Below are 26,522 nucleotides of genomic sequence, written 5' to 3'. Positions count from 1 at the left end.
GTAACTGCGCGTATGCGCCGTCGGGAGGTACGCCGAACGTACGACCGTATCGCGGAACATTTCGCCCAGACCCGTGCCCACGCGTGGCCCGATGTCGAGCGGTTCATCGAGACGGAGACCGAGGGCTCCGCTGACTCGACCGCACTCGATCTCGGTTGTGGCAACGGCCGGCACGCCGAGCTACTGGTCCCACATGTCGATACCGTCGTCTGTGCTGATCTGAGTCGCTCGATCCTCGAAACGGCCCGCGACCGTACCGGCGGCCGAACCGTCGAGTTGCTACAAACCGACGCCGCCGACCTTCCGCTTCGCTCGGAGAGTGTCGACGTTGCGGTGTACATCGCTGCGCTCCATCATCTCCCGACGCGCGCGACGCGACTCCGCAGCCTCGACGAACTCGCCCGCGTGCTCGCGCCGTCAGGACGAGCACTAGTGAGCGTCTGGAGCACTGTCCATCCCACGTTCGAGGCGACCACGGGATTCGACACAACGGTCGACTGGACGCTCCCCGATGGCGAGACTGTCGATCGATTCTACCACATCTACGATCCCGAGGAATTCGAGCGCGACGTGCGTGACAGCGCTGGCGATGTACAGGATGTCTTCACTAGCAATGGAAACTGTTATGCGGTCCTCGGAACCGACAGGGACTGAACTGATGATGTTACCGTGCGTCGTTCGCGTCGTCGTGGATGGGCATATTTATCAGTGACCGCGCCCTCACCCATAGATGTCCTCTAGGACGAAGCGATACGCGCCGGTAGTCTAGTGGTAGGACATGGGCCTTCCAAGCCCATAGCCCGGGTTCAAATCCCGGTCGGCGCATGGTCATTTTTTGCAGACCTCAGTACCCGCCGACACCGGCTGTCCGAAGCCGTTCTTTAGCGTTTGAGATGATGTTCGAAATATGGAGTGGCACGATGACGAAGCCAAGGAGGAGGTAGTTGAGCGTAAAAACGTTCAGGAGTGCCCATCCCCATTTGTTCACGTACACGTAACTGATCGGTGGGGCAAAAAATCCGAGAACCATCCCGATGATCCTGCTCTTTGTGGCGACCTGTTCGAGTTCGTACTGCCGCCGCTCCGTGAGACTTCGATCCGATCGGCTGTCGACAGCTCGAGGCTGTTCGCTGCCACAGCGGGGGCACATTGCGGCTGCTTCTTCGATCAGTTCCCCGCAACTCATGCAGTACGCCTCTCCGGGTCCTGTGATCGCTCTCTGTTCGTCCGGTTTCTCAGCCCACCCTGACGAGTCGGCTCTCGTCGATCGATCCCTGTCGTTTTTCATCCACTATTACGAAGATACAATAAATGTTATAATTTTCGATATATCTATATGCTATGTCTACCCCGACGGTTCTCGATGCTGTGTTACTCACACTCATCACCGGTCGATCCATCAATCGGGACGGAACGGATGGTGCATATCGAATAAAAAATGACGATTAGACGTAGCCAGTCGAACCTGTTAAGTCGGGGCACGACAGGTGACTGGCTACCTGGCCTGGTTATCGTTCCTATCAATAGTACTTACGAACAGTACAACATGATCCTGATCCGGAGCAGTCATCTGACGCCCGGATCGTTCCCTTTTGAGATTCGGGCGTCGGCCAGCAGTCAGTGGTTTTCGACGTCAGTTTCGAGCAGGCGATCGGTGATCCGTTCGGGATCGAACCGTTCGATATCGTCGTACCCCTGCCCAACACCGAGAAAGAGAATGGGTTTCCCGGTGACGTGAGCGATCGAGATCGCTGCACCGCCCTGTGGGTCGGCGTCCGCTTTGGTGAGGATCGCGCCGTCGATCGCGGCCGCGTCATCGAATTCGGACGCGCGCTGAACGGCGTCCTGTCCGGCGACGGCCTCGTCTACGAACAGGGTCATATCCGGATCAACAACGCGATCAATCTTTTCGAGTTGGGCCATCAGGTCGTTGCTGGTGTGGAGTCGCCCAGCAGTGTCCCCAAGAACGATGTCTACGTCGTTTGCGCCTGCGTACTCGACAGCGTCGTAGAGAACGGCCGTCGGATCGCCGCCCTGTTCGTGGGCGATGAACTTCGTATCGAGCGCGTCGGCGTGCTCACGGAGCTGTTCGTTCGCTCCCGCTCGATAGGTGTCGCCGTTTGCGAGCACTGCCGAATACCCTTGTCGTTCGAAATAACGCGCGAGTTTCGCAATGGTTGTCGTCTTTCCGACGCCGTTGACGCCAGTGAACACCATGACGAGAGGCTTGTCAGACTCTGCGACGTGCTGATCGAAATCGAACTGGCCGACGCTGATCACGTCGAGTAACGCCTCTTTGAGCGCCGATTCGAGGATCATGTCCGTCGACTGTACCTGTGCCCTGACTGTGCCTTCGAGGTTCTCACGGATTCCCGTGAGAATCTCCTCAGCGACGCCCATCTCTACGTCACTGGACAGCAACGAGAATTCGAGGGTCTCAAGCGGTTCGTCGAGATGCTCGGGTTGGATGATGACGCCCCCTGTTGCGAACGCTTTGGCCCGCTTGCCAAAGCCAACAGACACCTCGCGGTCGTCGTCTGCGGTTTCGGCCGACGAGTCTCGCTCTGGGGGTGCTGCGTCGTCTCGTTCGTCCGTCGTCTCTTCCTGTTCGACGTCGGCGGCGTCCGCGTCGACTTCGGCGTCAGCGTCGACACTTTCGGCTTGTTCTTCAACGTCGTCTTTGAACCGATCGAGTGTTTCTTTAAGTCCCTCGAACATGCGTCATCGTTTACTCGTCTGGTTGTTGGAACTGCTGTTGCATCTGCTGGAGCTGTTGTTGTTGCATCTGTTGTGCCTGCTGTTCGAGCTCGTCGCTTTCAGACTCCAGCTCGCTGATTTCCGACTGGATCGAACTGATGCGATCGTCGAGGGCGTCTTTTTTGTGTTCGAGGCTCTCGGCCGCACCCTCACGGTCGCGTTCGGCAGCGTATCCCCCTCCGAGGGACACGACAATCTCGTCGACATCCTGTATCTCCGCGCGAACGTACGCGTCGCCGCCGAGTGGCACCTGCACGGTGTCGTCGGTTTCGAGTCGATCAAGCGCGGCGATCGCTTCGTCCGCCTCGGCTTTCTCGGTCTGTAGCTCCTCGATATCTTCTTTCAGGGCCGTGACCTCTTCGTCGATGGCTTCAAGCTGTTCTTGGAGTTGTCGGAGGCCCCCACCGCCAGCACTCATTGGGATACCCCCTCGATGTCGACCTGTGTGCGTTTCAGCCCGTGCTCAGAGCCGAAATCGGCGTAGGTGTGCTCGATCGCAACGGCTTCGTTTTCGGCGGTGGTCGTTCGTTCAAACTGTTGGTACCCTTCTCGGGTCTGGAAGCGGCCCCTAACGGTGAACTCACTCATATACGCTCATGTGGCTGCAAGGGGGAAGAATGTTGCTAGTCGATATAGCCAAGTGCGTCTTCGATGCGGCCGAGTTCTGGTCCGGTCGAATCCTGTCCAGCGACGTAGCCGTTGGCGTTTGCTATCAACCCCGAACCGACCAACGGCGCGCCGTAATTGATGGTCCCGATATCGGCACGCACGCCGAGGAGGTCCTCAAGGAAGTCGAGTTCACCGTCAGTTGCTTTGGGGTGACAGAGTACGCCCGCGTTCGTCACGACGGCGGCGGTTCCCACGGTTCGAACCCCCGCGAGCTCGCCGCGCTCGACCGGCACGGAGAGCGCGTCGGAGACGGTGTCGACCGCCGCGTCGGAGAGGTCCGGATGGACGTACGCACCGGTATCGTTTGCGAGCACGACGTTCCCCGCCGCGTTGATGGTTCCCGGTAGCTCCGTTACAGGAAGATCAACGACTGAACGGATGCGCTGGAGTTCGGTCTCGCGAATGCGGTTGCTCACGAGCAGTCCGTTCTCGTTGCCCGTCAGGAGCGCGCCGACGGTTCCCGAACCACCGATGGTGGTCTCGACGGATGGAACGTCGAGTTCCTCTACGAACGCTGTGCGGAGATCGTCCTCAACGTTGGGCCGAATGAGAAGACAGTCGTCGGTGGCGACCGCAAACACCCCGACGTACGAAGAGCCCGCAAGGGTCGCGCGAAGCACAGCTTAAGCGGTTTCGGCCTCGACGATCTGCTCGCCTTCTTCGTCGAATCGTGCCGCATGAACCCGGAGCTTCCGCGGCGGATTCTTGCGTCCGCGAGACCAGACCGTCTCGTTGATCGACGGATCGAGCCGAATGGCGCTTTCGTCGACGGCGAACTGTTTGGCGAGGTGAGCGCGGATGAGGCTCATCGCCTTATCGGCGCGTTTATGCTTTGCTTCCGCGAGCACGTCGCGCAGCGGTACCGTAACAACCCGTTCTTCGAAGTCGTTCGCACTCATGGGTTACTCGTCAGTGTTCCCTCGCCGCCAGCTGCGACGTTTCGGGTTCTGCATGACCTCGCGGTCCGTTTTCATCATCACCCACGCGGGAACGCGGGTGTTTTGGCGCTCTAGCTTTGCTAGCCGCTTTTTCTTGGCCTTCGATTTCTTGCCCATATTATCGGTATTTCCGCGGCGGTAGTTAAATGGTTGTTCCTTTGGCTCTACAGCTCGACGGTGTGTATGGTTCGGTACTCGGATCCCGAGGGCGTCCGTCTGCTCTCCATGAGTTCGACGGTCGATACGTGTATTGATCCAACGTCCGGATCCCGCTCTTCGAGTATGGTTTGGACGCGTGCCTTTTCATCAGCGTGATCCATGCGTGCGATGGTCGCGTGTGGCGTAAACGAGTGGTCAGCCGGTTCAACGCCGAGATCGACCGTTCGCCGTTCGATCGCGTCGTGGAGGCGGTGGAACTGGTGGCCCCCGTCCCGGACGCCGACCCATATGACGGTGATGTAGTCGTGGTCTGGAAACGCCCCATACCCGCCTACTGCCACATCGAACGGCTGGACCCCTGCGTCCGCGACTGCCTCAGAGAGTGCCGTCTGCAGGGCTGGGAGCTGCTGCTTGTCCAACTCACCGATGAACTTGAGGGTGAAATGGACCTGCTCGGGATCGAGGGTACGGATCCCACTGAGAGCCTCGAACGGGGCTTGTGCTGCTCGGAGTTCGTCGACCGTGTCGAGGTTGATGCTGATGAACAGGCGCATACTCAGTTTTCGTGGCGCAGTGCTTAACCGTGCCTGCTCCCTACCACGCGCATGGCTGACGACGGTGATCCGTCTCACCGATTCTCCGACGGAGAGGGATTTGATGATCCCTACGAAGGGTTCGATCTCGAACCCGAGTTCGATATCGATCCGAGTCAGGTCGATCCCGTGGATTCGCGGGTGCTCACAGACAATCTCGACGTGGGCCAACTGCCACAGGACGACATCGACGTGGAGCGGCTCATCGAGATCGGCATCGAATACACACAGATCAATCGGTACGAGCAGGCGACCGAGACGTTCGAGCGCGTCGCACGGTTGACCGACGACGACCGCCTTGAACAGGAGGCGCGGGTGAACAAAGGAGCTGCCCACGCACAACTGGAGGAGTACGACGCGGCGGTCGGCGCGTATCAGGAAGCGCTCCGGATTGATGAGGAAAGCGAACACGCCGCGACCGCAGAAACCAATCTCGCCTACGCGCTCTGGGAATCCGGCCGATCGGAACAGGCACTATCCCACGCGGAACGCGCGGTTGAACTTGATCCACGGTTCGGGCAGGCGTGGTACAACCGGGGCTTTTTCCTCGCAGAGCGTGGTCTTGCCGAGGAAGCCGTCGACTGTTTCAACAACGCGCTCCGGCTCGGGTTCAGAAACGCCGACATCCTCGAAGAGAAAGCCACGGCGCTTGAAGAGCTTGGAGAGGACGAGGAAGCCGAAGAGGTCGCCGCACAAGCCGAGGAGCTCCGTCAACAAGCAGAGAGCCGGATGATGGAGTGAGGATGTTACTCACACAGCACGAAACGGACCGGGGACTGCTCGTTGCGGTGTGTGACACCGACGTTGTCGGTGACACGTTCGAAAACGAACGAGCAACGCTCACGGTCGACGCGGAGTTCTACGCCGACGACGCCCGAACCGCAGACGAGGACGCCGTGATCGAGGCGCTCTCACGCGCGTCGATCGCCAACATCGTCGGCACCCGTTCCGTGTCGATCGCCATCGAACACGGAATCATCGACGAGGCGTCGGTGCTCGATTTCGATGGTACGCGACACGCCCAGCTGTTGCGACTGTAACATCATGGACGCCGCCCAGACGTATCGCACGTTGGCCGAACGGGGAACGACTGTCGTTTCCATTCAGGGATCGGAGTTCATCGGTCACGCGTCGCCCGCAACGGATCAGTCGGCCGCCGAAACGTTCATCGAAACCGTCTGTGAGAACCATTCCGACGCCACCCACAACGTCCCGGCCTACCGCGTCCACACGGGAACTGACAGCCGACTACTCAGGGAGTATTCAAACGACGACGGAGAGCCGTCTGGATCGGCTGGCAAGCCGCTGTTGAACGTTTTGCAGGGCCAAGAGCTGGAAAACGTGGTCGTGGTCGTAACGCGGTATTTCGGTGGCACCGAGCTTGGTGTCGGCGGACTGGTCCGGGCGTACTCTCAGGCGACCACTCAGGCGATCGACGCGGCTGGTACCGTCGACACCGTTCCCCATGAGGAATTCCTCGTCACTGTCGATTACGACGATTCGGGGACGGTACGCGGAACACTCGAAAGCGCTGGCGTCGACTTCGACGCCACCTACGAGGAGCAGGTGTCGTTTCACGTACGGCTACCACTCGCAGACGGTGATAGCTTGCGTGACCGCCTCCAAAGCGCAACGAGCGGCCGCGTGACGATCGACTAACCGGGCGGAAGCGCCGACGCTGCCCCTCTCGTCGTCTCCACCCGACAGTCGTTCGAGCTGCTCTGTTTTCTATCCAAAAATCATATACCGATCATTGAGGTTCCTTTTCCACCCGAAACGAAGGGGATTGGAGAGCCATTCGTCGCCTCAATCGGTGCCAAACGCCCGATCACCAGCGTCACCGAGACCAGGGACGATGTAGCCGTCTTCGTCGAGGTGGTCGTCCAGCGCGACGGTGAGAAGCGTCGCCGTGGGCACTGCCTCACCGACGCGCAACACGCCATCTGGTGCACTCACAGCCGAGAGCACGAACAGGTTTTCCGGTTCGGGTTGGTTGTCGAGCACTCGTTCGAGAACGGCACACATCGTACTGCCCGTTGCGAGCATCGGATCCGCGACGATCACCGTGTCCTCTGGCTCGATGTCCGGAAGCTTCACGTAATCGATCGAGATGGGAAACGTACCGTCCTCGTCCATTCCGGCTTGGTCATCGCGCCCGGCGCTGATGATCCCCTGTCGCGCGCTCGGGAACGCCTTCAGTAACCCTTCGACGAACGGCGTTGCCGCGCGAAGCACGTTGATAATCACCACGTTGTCGAGACCGGTGAGTCGCTCACCGGTCATCTCGGTGAGCGGTGTCGTTACCGGAACGTACTCCGTCTCCATCGCTCCGTCGATGATCTCGTATCCACAGACGCGTCCGAGCTTGACGAGTCCCTTCCGGAACGACACTTGCGCCGTGCTCGTGTCACGAAGCGTCGATAACGTGTCCCGCGCTAACGCGTGCGTGATGACGTGAACGTTGTCTCGGTCTTCGATGGCCATATCTCTATTCCGGATAGCGATAGTGATAAAGAGGGTGAATCCGATCTGTCTACGGCAGCGATAGACGCGGTGGCGGCCTTGCTATCCTCCGTCAACGAAAAATATACAAAATAGAATATGCGCGGTTCCGCGTTCCCTACGCCGACATGCTTTTCCCGTCTGGTCGGTGACCGTGAGCACATGACACTTGCGGAGCGAATCGAGCAGTACTACCAGCACCTCGTGGAATGGGCACACGGACTGTACCACGGGATGATCGAGCATCCGGCGTACGAGTTGATTGAAAAGGAGGCAGAAGACATCGATGACGCGTTTCTGCTCGCGTGTTTTCCGGACGCCTTCGGAATCCCGAGTCCGATCGCCTACTACACCGCGGAACTCCTTCCACACCTGACCGAGGAGTTCGCGGGCTGGGAGCGGCGATTGTGGGATCGTGAGTCGCTGCTCGAACGGAAAGGTCAACAGTATCACTTCTGATGGGATCGTTCGCTTTTTTCGGTGGGAAAGGTGGTGTCGGCAAGACGACGGTCGCCTCGGCGCACGCCCTGCGGTGTAGCCGGACTGGCGATCGGACACTCGTGGTGTCGACGGATCCTGCCCACAGCACGAGCGACGTGTTCGAGCAGGAGTTCGGTGACGAGCCGACTCCTGTCGATGGATACGAGGATCTCTTTGCGATGGAGATCGATCCCGACGCGGAGATCGATGAGCATCTACAAGAAACCAAGCGGGCGTTGGACGACCACGTGAGCGCCTCGATGGTTAATACGATCGACCGACAGATCGAACTCGCACACCGAACGCCCGGTGCGTACGAGGCCGCGCTGTTCGACCGGTTCATCGACGTGATGGCCAACGCGGAGGCCTACGACCGCGTCGTCTTCGACACCGCCCCGACGGGTGGCACTCTCCGGTTACTGTCGCTGCCCGACGCCCTCGATGGGTGGATTGAACGACTCATCGAGAAACGAACCCAGAGCATCGATCTGTTCGAGAAAGCGGCGATCGGAGACCGAGAAGCCAGACGGAAAGTCGAAACCGATCCTATCATCGCTCGGCTTCAGGGACGAAAGGAACGCTTCGAGTTCGCTGGGCGGATGCTCCGGGATTCTGCGACGTTCTACCTCGTGCTTACCCCCGATGAACTGTCTATCCGTGAGACACGGCGAACGATCGAGGATTTCACTGACCACGGGCTTTCCGTTTCCGGTCTGGTGGTCAATCGGCTCACCCCCCAACCCGACGACGACGAACAGGGACAAGGCGGGCAGTTTCTCCGGCAGCGGTGTGCCACCGAACGCGAACGTCTCGACACCATCCAGACACTTGCTCCGTCCGTCGTTGCCACCATCCAAACACGCGCTGGCGAGATCAAAGGCGATCTCCTCGAAGACGTTGCGAGCGACTTGTCTGTCGAACGTTAGAAAACATCGAGTGACACTGGTGTAGATGACTGACTGTCCGCATGCGAGCCATCATCTTAGTTCTGTTGGCAAATGCAGAAACACAAAATATTCATCACTATCTCGTGGAAGATGTGCCATAGAAATACAGTAAACTATGAATTTACTACACAGATTCATCTCTGCTGGTCGTAGAGTAGACGGTCGCAGCGATGTATGGTACGTTTTCCTGATCATCACTGGTTGGGTTTTCGCTTATTTTCACGGACTCGATAGGCCTGTTTCCTTATGGGATGAAACAGCGTACATGACAGCCGCCCAGTTCGCTGTCGAGCGCGGGTACTGGATAGTACCGCACGTTCCTTACAATGGCTGGTCAGGACCCGAAGCCATTGGTGTGCAACCGTTTTTACTCAAGCCACCGTTTGCGATCTGGCTTCAAGCCGCCTCGATGGAGTTGTTCGGTGTTTCACCCGCAGCTGGGCGACTGCCAGCAGTCGTTTGTACCTTGCTGCTTGCTGTGCTCACCTATCGGGTCGGTCGGACGATCTACTCCCGAAACGCTGGATTCGTCGCCGCTGTCGTGGTGCTCTCGGTTACGATGGTGTTTGAAAACTACCATGGCGGCCGGAGTGCGGCTATGGATGTTCCGATGCTTCTCTTCGGAACGCTCGCGGTATATGCAACGTTTCTCGGCGTTCGACGCGATGTCTCCCGAATCCGCCTGTTCTCTGTGGCCGGACTGGCCGTCGGCATTGCCATTCTCACCAAGGGATTCAACGCTGGCATATTCGCGTTCATCGTACTCCCGCTGGTCCTCATCCACTGGCGAGCGTTTCTCTCCCGTGGCGCATTTCTCGGTGTCTCTCTGGCGGTGCTCGTCCCGCTCTCGTGGTTTGCGGTGGTTGAGTTGCTCCACGATGGGATGGTGGTGTCGATGTTTTACGAGCAGGTTCTCAATCGTGTGGCCGGGGAGAAGATATCTCATCCGGGGACGTTCGGCTTTATGAATTTCCCGTACTTTCGTACTGCACCAACACTCTTTGCGCCGTGGTGGTTTCTGTTTCTGGCTGCGCTCGTGACTGTCCCCCTCGGTGTGGTGGTCCGTCGTGGCCGTTCCCGTCTAACGACCGAGACGGGCTTTGTTTGCTGGTGGTCACTCGTCGTCTTCGCCTTTTTCGTTCCGACCGGCAATCACAGGTGGTATCTCATGCCGATGGTCGTCCCGATGGGACTGCTCTGTGGTCGTCTCCTTGATCGTGGGTTTCGTCCCGGCCCTGAGGCGGCCGGGATTGCAGTCGGTGTATGGCTGACGATGATGCAGACGGCAGCTGTCGGTGACGCATTGGCTCTGGCACCAGTGTTGTCGACGATTCCCGAACCAGCTGCTCGAGCAAGTATGGCGATCGGTGTCCTCGGTGTTCACATTGCTGTCGTCTATCGCAGCCAGTGGGCCGGGACGATCTCCTCTTTGACTAGGATTGATGCCCGCTGTCTCACGGTTGGTAAGCGTGTATTCATCGCTTCATTGATCGTAATTGTTCTCGTTCAAGTTCCGTTCGCTGATACCGGGTGGCGCGCCTCCGAACAACAGGAACGAGTTGCAGACGAACTGCATTCGATGACGGCTCCTGATACGCCGGTGTACGTTCATTCCAGTGCCGACGTATCGATCTATGCGTTCGTGTTCCACGCCGAGCGACCACTGCGTTCGGTCACGATCGATGAGATCAACACAGATCCAAGTGTCGAATACGTGCTTATCAACGAATCCGAGACAGCACGAATCGACCGACTGCACAGCCGTGTCGGATCGATGTCTGCGGACTATTTCGGACCGTATATTCTCCTCAGACTGAATCAGACCAGTGCTTCCTCTCACACTCAGCCGTCACTCCGTCCGCTGGAAGTCGATGGGGTGCTACGATAGCGTGAGCAATAGCTGCCTTGCAACTCTTCTATTGGAAGTGAGGGCGTCGGTGTGGTCCGGTAGTCGTTTCGCCCAGTTCCTTCTCGTTGGTCTATTCGGTATGTTCATCGATAACGCTGTTCTTGCCCTGCTGATGGAAGGCTGGCAGCCGCCGCTCGTGCTCGCTGCGCTCGGAGGAAAGGAAGCCTCGATTGCGACGATGTTTATTCTCAACGAGTTGTGGACGTTCGCGGAAACTCCTCCCAATCAAAATCGCTGGATCGGTGCCCGTTTGGCCCGCTCTCATCTTGTCCGGTTCATCGGTGCCGGCGTCGGGGTGTCCGTACTGATGGCACTCAATCAGATGTTTGGTGTTTGGTATCTATTTGCCAATATTATCGGCATCGGTGCTGGTTTTATTTTCAATTATACACTAGAATCGACCATCACATGGCAAGTTCACCGGGCCTAATGTTTCGATAGTGGACTTGTATTGTTATGTACTCTGTGACCGCTCCCAAATGGGAGTGCTGTCATTGTAAATATGAGATTATGGAGTTCGACAAGAACGTTTATATTGACTAAATCGCCATAGACATGCAGACCCATGGTACAAGTCCTCTGGCTCATCATTGCGGTATTAGTACTGTACAGCGTCGGCTACCTCAGCTATTCGAAGTACCTCGCGGGATTCGTCGAGTTAGACGACGAGCAGGAGACACCGGCACACAAACACGACGACGGACAGGAGTACGTTCCGGCGAAGAAATCGGTGTTACTCGGACACCACTACTCCAGCATCGCAGGGGGTGCACCGATCATCGGGCCGATCACGGCTGGCGCGGCGTTCGGGTGGCTCCCCGCGGTGTTGTGGGTCGCCATCGGCAACCCGTTGTTCGGTGCGGTGCACGATTTCATGTCGTTGAGCGCGAGTTTGCGCCACGACGGCCGCTCGATCGGCTACATCATCGGTGAGTACGTCGGTGAGCGCGGCAAGAACCTGCTACTGTGGTTCGCGTTTCTGACACTCATTCTCGTGCTTGCGGTGTTTGCGTACGTCGTGGCCACCATCTTCAACGCGTATCCGAGCGCGGCGACCGCCAGCATGTTGTACATCGTGCTTGCACTGGTGTTCGGCGTGTATCTCTACCAGCTCGATCTTCCGTTTCTCCCCGGAACGGTCGCATTCGTGTCAGCCGTGTTCGTGAGCGTTTGGATCGGAATCCAGTACCCGATCGCGTTGTTCGCAACCGGCGATCTGGCGTCCGACGTGATCGTGCTGTTCGGTGATGGTGGAACATGGTTACCTCTCGCGTCGTCGATCGGTGAGAACGCAGCAGCATGGGCACCGGTGATCATCATTTACGCCGTCATTGCAGCCATCCTCCCGGTGTGGATGTTGCTCCAACCCCGTGATTATCTCTCGTCGTTTCTGCTGTACACCGGTGTCGGCGGGATGGTGCTCGCCGCAATCACCGGAACGCTGTTCGGGCTGTTTGACCCAGTTACCTACGAGGGAGCCACCTACTCCCTCGAATCGCAGCTCCCAGCGTTTCTTGGCTTTTACAGTCCTGCTGTCGGTCCGATTTTCCCGTTCCTCTTCGTCGTGATCGCGTGTGGAACCGTCAGTGGGTTTCACTCGCTGGTTTCCTCGGGAACGACCGCAAAGCAACTCAACAAAGAAAGCGACGCTCGGCCGATCGGGTACGGAGCGATGCTCGGTGAAGGGCTGCTCGCCACCACGGCGATCGCCGCGCTGATGATCGTCGGTGCAACCGAGTTCGACGCCGGTCTCGCCGGTGCGATGGCGAACTTCCCACTGGGTGGGGCGGTGATGCTGTCCAGCTTCGGGATCCCGCTGGAGTACGGAACGACGTTCATCGGACTGGTGTTCGTGAGCTTTCTGTTGACGAGCACCGACACGGCGATCCGACTCGGACGGTACATGATGGAAGAGATCGTCGGAACGCCCGATACGTCAGGCGAAAACGATCTGACCGCCCGCCTTGAGCAGTTCGCAGTGAACCGGTACACCAACGCCTTCCTCATTCAGGGCGTCCTCGCCTACCTCCTCATCGCAAGCGGAACGTGGAGTAGCCTCTGGCCGCTGTTCGGCGGGGCAAATCAGACGCTCGCAGCGCTCGCGTTGCTGGCGGCGACCGTGTGGCTCGTCAACTGGGACGACAGCAAACAACTCCTCAGCACGGGCGTCCCGATGGCCATTATGCTGGTTATCACGGTGCTCGCCCTGTTGTGGATCGCGTTCATCAAAAACCCACAAACGATCCTCGAAACAGGGGCAACCGGTCTCGAACTAGCGTCGTTGGTGCTCCAGAGCGTCCTCGCGCTCGTACTCGTCGCGCTCGCGTTCTCCGTGATGCGGCGAGGATACAACAACATTCAGCGCGTTCGGGGATTCGATTCGTTGACCGGAAAGAAAGCGGAAGAGCCTGCTGACGACTGATCAACCAGTCTCCGCTTGATCTACGGAAGATATGTAATCAGTCTCACCAGCTTGTCTAACCGCTCGTTCATCTCGTCGTCGTTCGATTCGTCGTCTGGTGACGATTGGTTGTACCCACTCATATCTTGTATGACGTGTACTCTGCGATATGGCTTTGGTGTCAGCGGCGATCACGACCGGAGCCGGCGGACAACCCGATCGATCCACCCGGTCTCCGGCTCCGGTGTGTCCCACGGCGCGAACACCGCTTCGACCTCCGCGTTCGTGCTCGCCACAACGGTCTGTCGCTCGGGAGCAACAACCAGGAGATTCACCTCGTAATGGCCGTGAAATCCGAGTTTGAGCAGCGTCCGATCCCGGAAGCCGTCGACGAACGTGCGGACAGCGTCTGTGATTTCGGGCGCGATGAGCACGAACGTGAACTCCGTGCTGTAATGAGTTTCGTCCGGCTTGATCCACTCCTCAGCGAGCGTGTGTCCCAACTCTACGAGTCGGTCGAGAGCAGCGCGCTCCACCGAGGAAGCCCGCCGAATGAACAGGTGTTCCTGAGAGCCGTGATCAGCGTAGGTGATCGAGGGGTGGAGAAACTGTTTTTGGTGCTCGATCTGCAAGCGACCGTACAACTCGAACGGCTCTCCATGGACACGGTGCTCCCAGTCAAGATCGTAGCTGTGTTCCAAGCGGTCGGCCACACGATGCAGGTACGCGGCGTCGTCCTCCGACGCGTCTGCGTCGCCAGAGGACGCAGCCGGCTGACTCCCGGTATCGTGTGTCATACACAGACATTGCGATCGGTGTACAAAAGCTCACGGAAAAATCGATCACTCATAATAATAGTTCTCAAACGCCGCTGTGGCCCGAGAGACGGAAACGACCCCGGCAACAGCGCCGAGAACGACAGTGAGACCGATCCCGCCAGCAAGCACAGCAAGTTCACTTGTGAACCCGAGGACGTGGCGCGTGGCGGGAGTGAGGACCGATAGCGCAGGGAGGCTGATAAACCCGAACACGAGCGAGAAGAGTGCGAACGCGAAAGCGCTCGGGACGACAGCCTCTCGTGAACGGGTTATCGGGGCGGATTCAAGGCGCGGGAACGCGGTGCCAGCGCCGACGGCGATCGTGGTCGCAGTGACGGGGAGCACGATCGCCACAATTCCGACGCCAAGGAATTCGCCGGACGAAAGCGCTGGCGACGCGATCACCCCTGTGAGAACGGCGGCGAGAACGGTTACCGGTAGTCCGATCAACAGCCCAGCGAGACAGAGCGCGCCGATAAACGAGCGTCCTCGGATAGGCGTCGTGAGCGTGATCGGCAACACCGCTTCCTCGTCACCGATCGGATTCAACGTGAATGTGGCCCCCGTTGCCCACGCGCCGTAGAAGGCGATCATCCCCGGAAGCGACGCAGGAACGCGCAGCTGCGCGATGTCCGCAAGGGCGGGAACCAACAAAAACAACGGATATCCGGCGTACAGCAGCCGAAGCGGTGCTCGGCGCGCCCGGAGCCACGTTTTGTGAATCACATGACGCGTCGGTAGCGGGAGTGCGTTCCCGGCGATCGGGACGGAACCCATCTCCGAGGAGCCACTCGCCACAGTCGGCGCGACTGCGCGACGGTACCAGAGCTGTCCCGCAAGTAGTCCACACAGTCCACCGACACCGGGGATTCCGACCAGCGTGACACCGATTGCCCCGGCGACCTGGTGGAGATCGACCTCCTGCACAGCGAGCAGGGCGAGATCACCGTACCAGCCGACCGGTGACGCCCTGACCACCGCAAAGATCGGTTCGAACACCGATTCGGTCGATCCAGCGAACAGCACCCAGAAGTAGGCGACCGTGAGCACGACGCCGATTGCTCCTCGAAAGCGAGCCAATACGGGCGACCGCGCGACGAGCACCCGCACGCCGGTTCCGATCCCGATCCCACAGAGCACACCGAGCACGCCAAGCGACAGCGCGGCGACCGCCACGAGCACGACGCTTACGGCTGATCCTGCGCCGATCCCGAAGGCGAGCGCACCGATGAGCACGAACGGTGTGGGAATGCCCAACAGCACGGCGATCTCCGCGAGAAGGTAGCCAGCGACGGCCTCGCGGTGGGTGACGGTCGTCAACAGCCCGTCTGCTTCGGAGGGCAGTCCCAATCCTTGTGCTACTCGTATGGTCGCCATCACGGCCATGATTCCGAATACGCCCGCTCCGACACCGCGCGCAGGCCCCAAGACGGCTGTGTCACCCACGGCCCTGCCAGCTATGAACAGCCCGATGATCCCTATGAATCCGAACAGTACGCCAAACAGCCCTGAGATCACCAAAGCGATGATCTGATTCGACCCCTCGATTGAACGCTTTCGGTTACGGAGATCCGTCCGGGCGATCCGGGACACCCGCTTTGGAGCACCAGACAGCGTACCGGTCCTGTTCATACGTCACTGAGGAGATCTTCCCCGTCAGTGACAGCGAGAAACGCGTCTTCGAGCGAGCCGCCCGAGCCGACTCGCTGCTTGAGGTTTTCGGGTGGTCCCTCGGCTACCAACTCGCTGTCGTACAGCACCCCCACCGTGTCAGCAATCTCGTCGACTACGGGCAGAATGTGCGTGGAGAGAAACACCGTCGTCTCTCCGGCTGCGAGATCAGCGATCGTGTTCCGAACGGTGCGCGCCGCACGGGGATCGAGACCGCTCGTCGGCTCGTCGAGAAACACGACCGGTGGATCGTGTAAAATAGCCTGAATAATACCCGTCTTCTGTTTCATCCCTTTCGAGTACGTGCTGATTCGTTTGTTCGCGTCGCTCCTGAGCGAAAACAGCTCTAACAACTCGTTGATGCGCTCTGTCGCGTGGTCCTCGGGCATGTCTCGCAGCCCTGCGATGTACTCTAACTGCTCGCGGCCCGTCAACTCCTCGTACAACGGTGGGGCTTCCGGAAGATACCCCAGTCGGGACACCACCCGGTCGCGGTCCGTGATGGGCCGTCCGTCGATGGCGGCGGTTCCACTGGTTGGCTGGAGCAACGTTACCAGCATTCGGATCGTCGTCGTTTTTCCCGCACCGTTCGGACCCAGAAATCCGTACACAGTTCCCGGCGGAATCGAAAGATCAAGAGAATCTACGGCCGTCGTCGACCCGTACCGCTTCGTGAGGGCCTCGGCGTCGATCGCGTTCGGAGACGACATACACCCGATTACGACCTCACCGTTAATAAAAGACACTGGGTAGACACGAGTGATTTGTGATACAAATCTCCTTGTGGTGCGAATCTCCTCATTTCGGTCACTTCTATTCGAACGGCCGTGTCACGCCACCGGAGACGACACGATCTGTGAGTTTGTTAACGTTCACGAAATTATATGTGGGTAACGATCATGGATGTGGCAAGCAGTCTGCTGGGTGACACCACACCATGCAACGGGACAATTTCGACAGCGAGCGTGGAACCGTATCCGAGGACGTTCGAGAGCGCCACCGAGAGATCGCGGACGCCGTTCTGTCCGAGGAGCCGTATGGACAGTTGATCGGCGGTGAGTGGGTCGACAGCGAGACGGGTGAAGAGTGTGCGGCAGTCGATGCGACGACGGGTGAGACGCTGGCGACGTACTGGCGAGGCACTGCTCAGGACGTTGATCGGGCCGTCACGGCCGCCCAAGCGGCGTTCGATGAGACGTGGGGGAGTTACAACCCGATGCAACGCGCCGACGCTTTGGACGACGTTGCCGACGCCTTAGAGGAGCGCAAACAGGAGATCGCACGGATCGACTCCCTGGAGATGGGGAAGGCGAATCAACACTCCTTGTTCGTCGACGCGACGATCATGATCTCGCAGTTTCGCTATTTCGCGGGCCTTGCCCGAACGGCCGACGAAGGCCGCCGTCCGTCAAGCGCGTCCAACAAGCTCGCGTACACCAGCCGTGAGCCGTACGGCGTGGTCGGACAGATCAGCGCGTGGAACTTTCCGTCGATGTTCGTCGCCTGGAAGATGGGGCCTGCGCTCGCGGCGGGCAACACGGTCGTGTTCAAACCGTCGCCACGAGCGGTCCTCTCGACACTCGAAGTAGCGGACGTGATGAACAATCACCTCCCGAACGGAACGATAAACGTCGTGCCTGGAACCGGTCCCGACGTTGGTGCACGGATCACTGACCATCCCGAGATCCGGAAGGTGTCGATGACCGGCTCGACAGCGGCAGGCAAGAGCGTGATGGAGGGTGCCAGCTCAAACCTCAAGGCGCTCTCGCTCGAACTCGGTGGCAAAAACCCGAACATCGTCTTTCCCGACGCCGATCTCGACGACGCGGTTGAGGGCGCGCTCATCGCCTCCTTTTTCAACCAGGGCGAGCAGTGTACGGCCGGCTCACGGCTGTTCGTTCACACCGACGTCCGCGAGGAATTCCTTGAGCAGTTCACCGAGGAGATGGAGCGACTCACCGTTGGTGATCCCCTCGCCCCAATGACGGATATCGGCCCGTTGGTCGACCACGCCCACCTCGACCGCGTGCAAAGCTACGTCGACACCGCCGTCGAAGAAGGGGCGAACGTCCTCGTCGGTGGTGGCACTCCCGAGGATCCCGATCTCGCGGGAGCGCCGTTTTTCGAACCGACGGTGCTCACCGGTGTGGACAACGATGACACTGTCGCGTGCGATGAAGTGTTCGGTCCCGTGGTGAGCGTCATCGAATGGACTGACCGCGAGGAGATGATCGAGATGGCGAACGACACCGAGTACGGCCTCGCCTCGGCTGTCTGGACGACAGATCTCGACACGGCCCACGAAACCGCTGCGGCGCTCGAAGCCGGCACCGTCTGGATCAACACCTACAACGACCTGTTCGACAACGTGCCCCACGGCGGCTACAAGCAGTCTGGTCTCGGGCGCGAACTCGACAAAGAGGCGTTCGAGAGCTACCGACAGACGAAAACCGTGGTACTCAACCAAGGGAAACTCCCACGGATCGGCTGATCGACGCCAGCCTGAACCCCTATTCTCCGAATATTATCAGAAACTTTTCAATATACACGTACGCTTATGGTGTGACGTTCGTAGCGTTGGTGTATGGCATCCGAATCCGAACCGGAAGCAGGATCCGACAGCGAACAGAGCGCCATCCACGAGCGACACGCCGAGACAGCCGCGGAAGTCGTCCCAGAGCAGCTCGGACTGTACATCGGGGGTGAATGGGTCGAGAGTGCGTCGGGTGCGACGCTTGAGACGCGCGATCCAACCACAGGCGAAGTACTCGCTACGGTTTCGGCAGGAAACGCGGCGGACATCGACCGGGCGGTGAGTGCGGCCCAAGCGGCGTTCGAGGAGTGGGGAAGCGTGTCGCCGGCAAAACGCCAGCGGTTGCTCGAAACGATTGCTGACCGGATCGAGAGCGAACTGGACGCGTTCGCGCGCCTCGACGTGCTCGACAACGGAAAGCCGATCACAGAGGCACGGGGTGACGTGTATCTGGCGGCCGAACATTTCCGGTATTTCGCGGGGATCGCACGCGATTCGGCGGGGGAAACCGTTCCGACCGACGGCTCTCGGCGGGTGACAACGGTGAAAGAGCCGTACGGCGTGGTTGGGCAGATCATCCCGTGGAACTTCCCGTTGTTGATGGCGGCGTGGAAACTCGCACCGGCGTTGGCGGCCGGCAACACAGTGGTGTTGAAGCCGGCCGAACAGACGCCCCTCTCGGCGTTGAAGCTGATGGCCGAGATCGACGACGCGCTTCCGGCGGGCGTCGTAAACGTCGTTCCCGGCTACGGTCCCGACGCCGGTGAACCACTTACGAGCCACTCCGGCGTGCGAAAACTCGCGTTCACTGGCTCGACAGCCGTCGGCAAGCAGGTGATGAAAAACGCTGCCGAAACGGTGACCGACGTGACGCTCGAACTCGGGGGGAAGAGTCCGATCATCGTGTATCCCGACGCGGATCTGGAGACGGCCGTCCAATCGACCGTACTGGCCATCTTCTACAACACGGGCGAATGTTGCACCGCAGGCTCGCGGCTGTTCGTCCACGAGGAGATCGAATCGGAGTTCATGGATCGGCTGGTCGCGGCCGCAGAGGATCTCACCGTCGGTGATCCGCTGCTCGATTCGACCCGGCTCGGCCCGAAAGTCTCCGAAGAGCAGCGCGATCGAACGCTGTCCTACATCGAGAAAGCCCGCGAGGATGGTGCCTCGATCCTGACTGGTGGCAGTGCGCCCGATGCGGACGCGCTGTCCGATGGCTGTTTCGTTGAACCGACGCTCATCGGTGACATCGACCACGACCACGAGGCCGTCCAAGAGGAGATCTTCGGACCTGTGCTCGAAGTGTTCTCCTGGGAGGGCTACGAGGAGATGATCGAGTTGGCGAACGACGTCGAGTACGGCCTCGCCTCGGGCGTCATCACAAGCGACATCGAACAGGCAAACCGCACGGCTCGGGATCTCGAAGCCGGCACGGTGTGGGTCAACCAGTACAACGACTTCCCGACGGGGATGCCGTTTGGCGGTTACAAACAGTCGGGGATCGGCCGCGAGCGCGGCCGGGAAACGCTCGAACAGTACACCCAAACAAAAAGCATCGACATATCGCTGTGAGCTGACGGCTTGAACTCACGGCTCACCGGTGTCCCCAGGAACGACTGTAAAGCCGAGGGTGCGAAAGTCGCTGTCGAACGCGAAGATCCGCTCGATACTGTACTCTTTTGCGAGTACACCACTTATATGATCTGTTAGTGATATGTTGTGGTCATTGTATCGTTCGAGTTGCGCACGTGCCGCCATGAACAACTCGTGATCGACGGGTAACACGTTGAATGTATCTGATTGATTTATTGTATCGAATGCTGAAAGCGCAGAGCTGTGGTCGACGCGATATAGTATGAGCGTCACCAGCTCGGAAACTACGTATCGGCTAGTGTATATTGGTTGATATGGGAGCTCGCCTGCTTTGATATGCTCAAAGACAGCTGTCGCACGCCTGTGATGATCATCCGCCGAACTGAACCAAGCATAGAACGCGCCGGTGTCGACGAACAACGGTGTTGAAGCCGCTCTATCACGGCTCATTTCTACGTTCGCCGTATAGATATTTGTCTACGTTTGCAGCAACGTCGGTCGGTCCGCTTGTGAACATGCCGGCATACTTCCAGAACTCGTCGTCCGGATTAACACCAGAAATATCTGGAGATGACTCATCGATCGTGCTTTTTGACTCCCACCAGACAACCGCGCGGCTGCCGATTTTTGATTTCTCCAGTGATCCAGTGTCGGCTAATCGTTGTAATCGCCGGTAGGCCTGTGAACGGTCCAGCCCAAACCGTTCAGAGATGTCTGTTGCCGTTTGGAACGGTCGATCAGCAGCAACGAACGAAGCGAGGATTTCTTCGTCGGTCACAGTGGGTGTGTACTTGCCCTGGCCGTTACGATTACTCACATACTCACTTCGTAGTGTGCGGTAATAAATCTTACACTACAACGTGTGTCGTTGTGGTAACACGCGTTGTGTGTTTCGCGCTGTTTGTGACCGCGTGAAACGTGCACAGAGACGATCTCCCGGATCGATAGTCCCATCTGTTCCAGTGGCGTACACGCTGCTGATGAGTCAGACGGAGCCGTTCACAACGGAGATCTCTGTTCGGTATCGTGATCTCGATCCGGAGAACCACGTCAACAACGCCGTGTATGGCACGTACATCGAACAGGCTCGATTAGGCTATCTCGATCGCGTGCTCGAAACACGCGATGAGTATCGCGTTGTTCTTGCCCACCTCTCGATCGACTACCAGCAACCGGTGACGTTGTCCGATGAGTCGGTCGCGGTCACGGTGCGGACGACGGAACTGAACAGTTCGAGTATTCCGATGGAATTCGAACTCCGGACGAGCAGTGGCGTTGTGGCAACGGGCGAATCCGTGATGGTCACCGTCGACGACGACGGCGAGCCGCGCCCGATCCCCACGGCGTGGCGCGATCGGATCTCTTCCTTCGAACCGGCTCTGTGAGCTATCAGCTCCAGAACTGATCGAGCGCGAAATCGAGCATATCAGGACTGACAGTCGAGAATTCGGTGCGGTCAGTTGATAAGAGCGCGGCGACCGATCGCGGCGCGCCGGAGTGGTAGCGCCGATCGAGGAGCAACCGCGTTCCCACCTCGTCGTGGCCTCGGAGCACGCGCCCGATCGCCTGACGTGCCTTTCGCACAGCCGGGATTTGGACGGCGTACTCGAACCCTCCGGCGTCGAATTCCTGATCGTAGGCGTTCATCACGGCTTTCATGCGCGGGTTTGCGGTGTTGGCGTACGGCACCCCGACGACGGCGGCCGTGTGGAGTCGGTGACCCTTGTAGTCGACGCCCTCGGTGACTGTGCCGCGTGCGCTCGTGACGAGCACCCGATCAGTTCCATCGTTCTGAAAGAACTGATCGAGCATCGCGTCGGTCGCGTCGCTCTCGGTCGACCGATCGCGCAACACGGGCTTCGAAACGATGTCTGTGAGATACTCGACCGCCCACTCCGCCTCCGCATACGAGGGAAGACAGAGCAACACGTTGCCCGGACTGCGGGCGACCGTCACGAGAGCACCGGCGTGTGCTTGCCGAGCGCCGGTCATCTCCTCGTAGTCCGTTACCGGCGCTCCCCGGTTCCGGTAGGTGAACGGTGGTAGATCCACGACCCAACTCGCACGGTTTTCTGGCGGAAACGAGAGACCGTAGCTCGTTGTCGCTACCCGGTGTGTGTCGTCGGTTGCGTCCGTTCCGTCCGAAGCATCGGCCAGTCGATCGAGACCGCTCACCTGTCTGTACACGTCGAACGGTTCGAGTGTCGCAGACATGAGCACACCCCCAGCGAGATCGCTGAACACGCCCGCGAGTGGATCGCGTGGAATGCAGTTGTACAGGGACAGCGCGCCGTTGTACGCGGTCGCCCAGTCGGGTAGCGTCGTGTCTTCGACCGGCTTGGGGGCGTATTCGACTTCGATCTCCCGGAAGTACGTCCCGGTATCAACAGTCCCCCACTGGTTGAGAAACTGTCCTACCCCAGCAGCGACCGGACTACGATCCGTCTGGCTGTCGTTGTCGTGCACAGCGGCCACGGCGGCACCAACGGTTTTCATTTCTCGCCAGATACCGCCATCGAACGCCTCGCTGGCTGCGTCGGTGAGCCGATCGGATTCGACGGCTTGGGGATCACGCAGCGGGATCTCGTGATCGACTTCCGGAAGCGATCCTTCTCGAAACTGGCGCTGCCAATCGGCGTGCTCCTCACGCAGCAGTTCACTCACTTCCTCAGACATCGCTCTGAGAAGCCATTCGATGAACTCCTGACCTGCCCGGAGCGATGTCTGATCGACTCCATTGAACTCTGCGAGCACGGACTGGGCCTCGCGCCGGTGGGCGCTCGGGTCAGCTCCCGGCTCCCCGCCCGTCCCTGACAGATACTCGCGGGCCAACGCGATATCCTTGTGGGCCGTCCGGAGCGAATGCATACCGAGCGTCTCCGAGAGGAGATCACGCACCCGCTCTTCGAGCATGTGCGCCTCGTCGACGACGAGCATCGTTCCCGAGTCGAGGACACCGGCTTTCTCGTCGGTGAGCTGGCGGGTCACGGGATCGAACGCGTGGTTGTAGTTTCCGACCAGTACGTCCGCGGCACCCATCAGCGAAGCCATCGCCTCGTGTGGGCACATTCCCCGAGAGACCGCGGCCCGAACGATGGTCTCGCTGTCGAGCACGTTCGTCTCGGCTTCGCTGAAACCGAACGGCACCCACTCCTCGTTCGCGAAAAAACGCGCATAAAACGGATCAAAATGACCGGTGTCGGGTCCGGCGGTTTCGGGGTTGACGAGAACATCGCGCGTGTGGGGGGGAGATTCCGGATAGGGCGCGTTCACGCCAGCGGTCTCCAGCCGCGGGCCGTCCAACGACGAGGCAAGATGACAGAGTGCTGCCGCACGAACCGGATCGTACCACGAAGCGTCCGTTTCACGGTCATCCCGGTGGTCGGGACACGCATCGGACGCGTAGGAGAGCCGATCACAGTCTGGAGCTGAACAGACGTTGATCCGGCCGTTTACGTCACCCGGCTGAACGGCAAGTTCATGGGTGGCGTCGCGGCGGATGAGCGCGGCCGTCGTCTCGTGCAGTTCACTCGATGCCGCCTGAACGCCGTCCTCACCGGGGAGCGTTCCGACACGGGCGTAGGGCAGCATGTCGCGTTTGCCAACCATCACCAAGCCGTCAATGGGGTCGCGCTCGGTGCGGTGCTCGTTGATGGCTTCCAGATCGGTGACGAACTGTTTCAGTTGCTGTTTGACCGGTGTCACCGCCATCACGCGGTCGACCCGTTCCTCTTCGATCAGTTGTGCCCCAGCGACGAGCGCGATGAGGGTCTTTCCTGTCCCACACGCTCCTTCGAGGAGCTGATACCCCCTATCTCGACACACCGACAACACATGTTCTACGCCGTCCGTCTGTTGGGGGTACGGATCGAACGGAAACAGGTCGGCCCACGCGGCATCGATAGATCGTCGGGAAACCGTCCGTTCACCAGTGTTACTCACTACGTGTGGTTCCTGCGTCACCGACCATAAACTGCTGGCTCTGGGCACGACGCACAACCGGGAGTTTCACACTGGCGGAGGGCGTACCCCCAGTATGGACGGGTCTAACGAACAGACAAACGCCGACGCGAATGAACGGCGGGATTCCGACTCCACCCTCTCGCGAACGGTCCTGAGTGCTGGGAGCATCGCTGTGATCGGGATCATCACGACGGGCGTAATGGTGTACGTCCTCGACCGGATCGGTCCCGCCGGCTCTGCTGATATCATGTGGATCATCGGCTACGGCGTTACGATCTTCGTGCTGTGGCATCTGTTAGTACGCCCGATCGATTTCTCCCAACGGTACTGATGCACAGAGTAATCCGGGCAATGAGTAACGGAAGCTTGAAATCCGCACCCTCGTGAATGGAGGATAAGGATGTTCGCGCTCCCACTACAGGCAATCGACGATTTCCTGCTCCAGTACAACATCGGTCACGTTCTCGTGCTCATGTTCGTACTCGGACTACTCGGGACCCTGCCGCTCCGGAGCAAGACCATTACGGGACTGCATCTCGGTGCGTTCGGTCTCCTGTTTCTGATCACACCGCTCAGCTTGTTAGGCGGTCAGGTCGTTTTGAAACTCGTCGGTATCGGACTGATCTTCCTCGGACCAATGGTGATCGTCGTCGGAAAGTGAAACTGCTGTCTCTCCGCGCTTGCTGTTGTGGTGTCACTCCCTGAGCAGGGACTCGTAGCGCGCACCGGTTTGTTTCAACGTTTCTGTCGAATAGAGCCGCTCGTGTGCGAACGGGAGTTGTTCGTTCGCGAGTTCGTCGATCCGTTCCTCAACGGCGTCGGCGTCCCGTCCATGGATCATCGTAAACAGCGTGTACGGCCAGTCTAACTCTGGACGGCGTGGTCTGTGATAACAGAGCGTCACGTACGGGATCGCTCCGACCCGCTCGCCGTACGTGTCGAGTGAGTCTGTCGGCACCTCCCAGACGACCATGCAGTTGCTGTCGAAGCCGGTGACGACGTGGTTTACGACACACCCGATCCGTTTGATGCAGCCGTTGTCGAGCAGGCGGCCGATGCGTGCAACGACCGTCTCAGTGCTGGCGTCGATCATCTCCGCGACATCACTGTACGGCGTTTTCGTGAGCGGAAGCCCGTCTTGGATGGCGACAAGGAGCTGTCTGTCGAGTGTTGACAGGTCAGCAGTTGCGTTCTCACTGACCTGTGTCGCGGACACGGCCGTCTGATCGAGGCTCTCACGAGCGAACCGGTCGGCGTTCACGACGGGAAATTCAAGATCAATATAGTAATCGGTCACCAGCGGCAACACGAGCACGTCGCCGGCCACCGTCTCGATCTCCGCAATGATCCGGTCGCGTCGTTCTTGGGTCGCCGCGGTGATGACGAACCACATGTTCCACTCGTGATCCCGACGATAGTTGTGGTTCACCTGCCGGTAACCGTTGATCGTCGTGGCGATCTCCTCGAACCGATCTTCAGGTGCTTGCACCGCTGCGAGCGTCGAACTCCCGATTACCGGCGGATTTAACACCGCCCCGAACCGGCGAAACACACCCGTCTCCCGGAGGCGTTGAACCCGTGATACTGCCTCCTGTTCGCTAACGCCGAGTGTGTCACCGATCGAACGGAACGGCCGACGCTCGACCGGGACACCGCTTTGGTATCCGTCGATGAGTTTCGCGTCGACGACATCGAGAGTTTTCCGCCAGTCACCCTCCAGCGCGCTCATTACTCCGCGGTACGCACGTCATCGTTTACCGTTTGTCGGTTTCGGCTGCTGCGCGCATCACCTCATCTGTGTTAGATATGATTGGGATAGATATATTTCTGGAATCGTAGTTCGAGACCGGTATTATCATACGGATAATTCGAATCGGTTTCGGGGTGTTAGTCCCGATCAGGGACACGGGCCACCGATCGTTATTCTGGTTAGCTATTCTCATCCAGATAAGGGATACTGACAAGTTGTTCCAAAACATAGTACTAGTACATGCAGGGAAACTCAGACACACCGTCGTGGGTCACTCTCACGGAGGGTGAACAGCTCGTATGGAATGGGCATCCGAGTTTGCGGTCAGTCGGTGGGACGTTCGTCGTTGGTCTCATTCTCATTGCCGTCGGTATCGGCATTGGGGCGCTTTTTGAGGACGTGATACGGCTCCTCTCTCTCGTTCCCATCGGTCTGGGTCTCTTCATCGCTGGGGTGACGTACGTCAACTATCGGAGCGTACAGTACGTGCTGACAGCTGAGGAGGTGTATAAGAAATCAGGCATCATCTCTCGCAACGTCGTGAACATTCGTCTCGACCGTATTCAGAACACGTCCTACACACAATCACTCCCTGAGCGGTTCTTGGGATACGGACACATTCAGATCGACACGGCGGGGACCGGCGGATCGGATCTCATCCTCGAAGATGTCCCCAACCCCGAGCACGTAAACGGGTTGATCACCGAGTATCTCGACAAGGTTCGGCCACAGCCCGACGAGCAGCCCCAGAGTGCGTGACCGACGACAACGGCCGACAGCACCCGGAACCGATCGGTCAAACGAGATGTTTTTGGACAGGGGGTACGAAGCCATAT

31 protein-coding genes and 1 tRNA gene are annotated in these 26,522 nt (G+C 59.1%); 16 read left to right on the top strand and 16 right to left on the bottom strand.

Annotation, left to right across the window (positions count from 1 at the left end; genetic code table 11):
• The first annotated feature begins 12 nt into the window (after positions 1–12).
• Together EIK79_RS08455 and EIK79_RS08450 are read left to right on the top strand one after the other, a co-directional pair.
• On the top strand, positions 13–654 hold the full coding sequence (locus EIK79_RS08455) for a class I SAM-dependent methyltransferase (protein ID WP_124954686.1): 642 nt from the start codon (positions 13–15) through the stop codon (positions 652–654).
• A gap of 100 nt (positions 655–754) precedes the next feature.
• A tRNA-Gly gene (locus tag EIK79_RS08450) sits at positions 755–825 on the top strand.
• A 19-nt stretch (positions 826–844) separates the two neighbouring features.
• Here EIK79_RS08450 and EIK79_RS18060 read toward each other — a convergent pair.
• The 8 genes from EIK79_RS18060 to thpR all read right to left on the bottom strand — a co-directional run bounded on the left by EIK79_RS18060 (position 845) and on the right by thpR (position 5,077).
• A complete protein-coding gene (locus EIK79_RS18060; protein ID WP_185715569.1) occupies positions 845–1,288 on the bottom strand; it encodes a hypothetical protein in 444 nt (147 codons plus the stop codon).
• Positions 1,289–1,617: 329 nt separating this feature from the next.
• Complete coding sequence (ftsY, locus tag EIK79_RS08440) at positions 1,618–2,718, bottom strand: signal recognition particle-docking protein FtsY (protein WP_124954685.1); 1,101 nt, start codon at positions 2,716–2,718, stop codon at positions 1,618–1,620.
• Between the two features lie 10 nt (positions 2,719–2,728).
• On the bottom strand, positions 2,729–3,175 hold the full coding sequence (gene pfdA / locus EIK79_RS08435) for a prefoldin subunit alpha (protein ID WP_124954684.1): 447 nt from the start codon (positions 3,173–3,175) through the stop codon (positions 2,729–2,731).
• Positions 3,172–3,345, bottom strand: a complete 174-nt coding sequence (gene rpl18a, locus EIK79_RS08430) for a 50S ribosomal protein L18Ae (RefSeq protein WP_124954683.1) — start codon at positions 3,343–3,345, stop codon at positions 3,172–3,174. Before rpl18a ends, pfdA begins: the two co-directional genes overlap by 4 nt.
• Before the next feature lie 35 nt (positions 3,346–3,380).
• Positions 3,381–4,046, bottom strand: coding sequence for a translation initiation factor IF-6 (locus EIK79_RS08425; protein WP_124954682.1), 666 nt, complete (start codon positions 4,044–4,046; stop codon positions 3,381–3,383).
• 3 nt (positions 4,047–4,049) lie between these two features.
• Positions 4,050–4,325, bottom strand: coding sequence for a 50S ribosomal protein L31e (locus tag EIK79_RS08420; RefSeq protein ID WP_124954681.1), 276 nt, complete (start codon positions 4,323–4,325; stop codon positions 4,050–4,052).
• A gap of 3 nt (positions 4,326–4,328) precedes the next feature.
• Positions 4,329–4,481, bottom strand: coding sequence for a 50S ribosomal protein L39e (locus tag EIK79_RS08415; RefSeq protein ID WP_124954680.1), 153 nt, complete (start codon positions 4,479–4,481; stop codon positions 4,329–4,331).
• Positions 4,482–4,528: 47 nt separating this feature from the next.
• Positions 4,529–5,077: an RNA 2',3'-cyclic phosphodiesterase gene (gene thpR, locus EIK79_RS08410; RefSeq protein ID WP_124954679.1), complete on the bottom strand. Its 549-nt coding sequence runs from the start codon at positions 5,075–5,077 to the stop codon at positions 4,529–4,531.
• Between the two features lie 51 nt (positions 5,078–5,128).
• Here thpR and EIK79_RS08405 point away from each other — a divergent pair, with 51 nt between their 5' ends.
• Genes EIK79_RS08405 through EIK79_RS08395 form a run of 3 tightly spaced genes read left to right on the top strand, consistent with a single transcriptional unit; the run spans position 5,129 to position 6,775 of the window.
• A complete protein-coding gene (locus tag EIK79_RS08405; protein ID WP_124954678.1) occupies positions 5,129–5,857 on the top strand; it encodes a tetratricopeptide repeat protein in 729 nt (242 codons plus the stop codon).
• 2 nt (positions 5,858–5,859) lie between these two features.
• Positions 5,860–6,156 (top strand): DUF424 domain-containing protein, encoded by a 297-nt coding sequence (locus EIK79_RS08400; protein ID WP_124954677.1) that lies wholly within the window; start codon positions 5,860–5,862, stop codon positions 6,154–6,156.
• Positions 6,122–6,775: an IMPACT family protein gene (locus EIK79_RS08395; RefSeq protein WP_233738056.1), complete on the top strand. Its 654-nt coding sequence runs from the start codon at positions 6,122–6,124 to the stop codon at positions 6,773–6,775. Before EIK79_RS08400 ends, EIK79_RS08395 begins: the two co-directional genes overlap by 35 nt.
• Positions 6,776–6,922: 147 nt before the next feature.
• On the opposite strand, the gene upp is transcribed toward EIK79_RS08395, so the two are convergent.
• A complete protein-coding gene (gene upp / locus EIK79_RS08390) occupies positions 6,923–7,600 on the bottom strand; it encodes a uracil phosphoribosyltransferase (RefSeq protein ID WP_124954675.1) in 678 nt (225 codons plus the stop codon).
• Positions 7,601–7,780: 180 nt separating this feature from the next.
• On the opposite strand from upp, the gene EIK79_RS08385 reads away from it, so the two are divergent.
• From EIK79_RS08385 to EIK79_RS08365, 5 genes are all read left to right on the top strand, one after another.
• Positions 7,781–8,077, top strand: a complete 297-nt coding sequence (locus tag EIK79_RS08385; protein WP_124954674.1) for a hypothetical protein — start codon at positions 7,781–7,783, stop codon at positions 8,075–8,077.
• Entirely contained in the window at positions 8,077–9,024 is a 948-nt protein-coding gene (locus tag EIK79_RS08380; protein ID WP_124954673.1) for an ArsA family ATPase, read from the top strand. The genes EIK79_RS08385 and EIK79_RS08380 overlap by 1 nt, the downstream gene beginning before the upstream one ends.
• Before the next feature lie 136 nt (positions 9,025–9,160).
• On the top strand, positions 9,161–10,933 hold the full coding sequence (locus EIK79_RS08375; protein WP_124954672.1) for an ArnT family glycosyltransferase: 1,773 nt from the start codon (positions 9,161–9,163) through the stop codon (positions 10,931–10,933).
• Entirely contained in the window at positions 10,917–11,384 is a 468-nt protein-coding gene (locus EIK79_RS08370; RefSeq protein WP_124954671.1) for a GtrA family protein, read from the top strand. Before EIK79_RS08375 ends, EIK79_RS08370 begins: the two co-directional genes overlap by 17 nt.
• Before the next feature lie 135 nt (positions 11,385–11,519).
• Positions 11,520–13,376, top strand: coding sequence for a carbon starvation CstA family protein (locus EIK79_RS08365; protein WP_124954670.1), 1,857 nt, complete (start codon positions 11,520–11,522; stop codon positions 13,374–13,376).
• A gap of 170 nt (positions 13,377–13,546) precedes the next feature.
• Here EIK79_RS08365 and EIK79_RS08360 read toward each other — a convergent pair whose 3' ends face one another.
• The 3 genes from EIK79_RS08360 to EIK79_RS08350 are packed head-to-tail and all read right to left on the bottom strand — an operon-like array spanning position 13,547 to position 16,554.
• On the bottom strand, positions 13,547–14,152 hold the full coding sequence (locus EIK79_RS08360) for a hypothetical protein (protein WP_124954669.1): 606 nt from the start codon (positions 14,150–14,152) through the stop codon (positions 13,547–13,549).
• 45 nt (positions 14,153–14,197) lie between these two features.
• The gene (locus EIK79_RS08355; protein WP_124954668.1) at positions 14,198–15,805 is read right to left on the bottom strand and encodes a hypothetical protein; all 1,608 of its coding nucleotides are present in this window, start codon (positions 15,803–15,805) and stop codon (positions 14,198–14,200) included.
• Positions 15,802–16,554, bottom strand: coding sequence for an ABC transporter ATP-binding protein (locus tag EIK79_RS08350; RefSeq protein WP_124954667.1), 753 nt, complete (start codon positions 16,552–16,554; stop codon positions 15,802–15,804). Before EIK79_RS08350 ends, EIK79_RS08355 begins: the two co-directional genes overlap by 4 nt.
• Before the next feature lie 227 nt (positions 16,555–16,781).
• Here EIK79_RS08350 and EIK79_RS08345 point away from each other — a divergent pair, with 227 nt between their 5' ends.
• Together EIK79_RS08345 and EIK79_RS08340 are read left to right on the top strand one after the other, a co-directional pair.
• Positions 16,782–18,335, top strand: a complete 1,554-nt coding sequence (locus EIK79_RS08345; protein WP_124954666.1) for an aldehyde dehydrogenase family protein — start codon at positions 16,782–16,784, stop codon at positions 18,333–18,335.
• Between the two features lie 93 nt (positions 18,336–18,428).
• The gene (locus tag EIK79_RS08340) at positions 18,429–19,952 is read left to right on the top strand and encodes an aldehyde dehydrogenase family protein (RefSeq protein WP_124954665.1); all 1,524 of its coding nucleotides are present in this window, start codon (positions 18,429–18,431) and stop codon (positions 19,950–19,952) included.
• 15 nt (positions 19,953–19,967) lie between these two features.
• Here EIK79_RS08340 and EIK79_RS08335 read toward each other — a convergent pair whose 3' ends face one another.
• Together EIK79_RS08335 and EIK79_RS08330 are read right to left on the bottom strand one after the other, a co-directional pair.
• On the bottom strand, positions 19,968–20,423 hold the full coding sequence (locus tag EIK79_RS08335) for a type II toxin-antitoxin system VapC family toxin (protein ID WP_124954664.1): 456 nt from the start codon (positions 20,421–20,423) through the stop codon (positions 19,968–19,970).
• Entirely contained in the window at positions 20,413–20,790 is a 378-nt protein-coding gene (locus tag EIK79_RS08330; protein ID WP_185715568.1) for a helix-turn-helix domain-containing protein, read from the bottom strand. Before EIK79_RS08330 ends, EIK79_RS08335 begins: the two co-directional genes overlap by 11 nt.
• A 163-nt stretch (positions 20,791–20,953) precedes the next feature.
• On the opposite strand from EIK79_RS08330, the gene EIK79_RS08325 reads away from it, so the two are divergent.
• On the top strand, positions 20,954–21,358 hold the full coding sequence (locus EIK79_RS08325) for an acyl-CoA thioesterase (RefSeq protein WP_124954662.1): 405 nt from the start codon (positions 20,954–20,956) through the stop codon (positions 21,356–21,358).
• Between the two features lie 4 nt (positions 21,359–21,362).
• Here the strand turns inward: EIK79_RS08325 and EIK79_RS08320 are convergent, their stop codons facing one another.
• Positions 21,363–23,915: an ATP-dependent DNA helicase gene (locus tag EIK79_RS08320; RefSeq protein WP_185715567.1), complete on the bottom strand. Its 2,553-nt coding sequence runs from the start codon at positions 23,913–23,915 to the stop codon at positions 21,363–21,365.
• A gap of 94 nt (positions 23,916–24,009) precedes the next feature.
• Between EIK79_RS08320 and EIK79_RS08315 the strand changes: the two genes are divergently transcribed.
• Together EIK79_RS08315 and EIK79_RS08310 are read left to right on the top strand one after the other, a co-directional pair.
• Positions 24,010–24,267, top strand: a complete 258-nt coding sequence (locus EIK79_RS08315) for a hypothetical protein (RefSeq protein ID WP_124954660.1) — start codon at positions 24,010–24,012, stop codon at positions 24,265–24,267.
• Positions 24,268–24,336: 69 nt separating this feature from the next.
• On the top strand, positions 24,337–24,597 hold the full coding sequence (locus EIK79_RS08310) for a hypothetical protein (RefSeq protein ID WP_124954659.1): 261 nt from the start codon (positions 24,337–24,339) through the stop codon (positions 24,595–24,597).
• Between the two features lie 33 nt (positions 24,598–24,630).
• Here the strand turns inward: EIK79_RS08310 and ahbB are convergent, their stop codons facing one another.
• On the bottom strand, positions 24,631–25,665 hold the full coding sequence (ahbB, locus tag EIK79_RS08305; RefSeq protein WP_124954658.1) for a siroheme decarboxylase subunit beta: 1,035 nt from the start codon (positions 25,663–25,665) through the stop codon (positions 24,631–24,633).
• Between the two features lie 261 nt (positions 25,666–25,926).
• Here ahbB and EIK79_RS08300 point away from each other — a divergent pair, with 261 nt between their 5' ends.
• On the top strand, positions 25,927–26,445 hold the full coding sequence (locus EIK79_RS08300) for a PH domain-containing protein (RefSeq protein WP_124954657.1): 519 nt from the start codon (positions 25,927–25,929) through the stop codon (positions 26,443–26,445).
• The last annotated feature ends 77 nt before the right edge of the window (positions 26,446–26,522 follow it).

It is taken from the genome of Halocatena pleomorpha, from assembly GCF_003862495.1.
Taxonomy (GTDB): domain Archaea; phylum Halobacteriota; class Halobacteria; order Halobacteriales; family Haloarculaceae; genus Halocatena; species Halocatena pleomorpha.
This window is presented reverse-complemented; position numbering and strand designations above follow the sequence as displayed.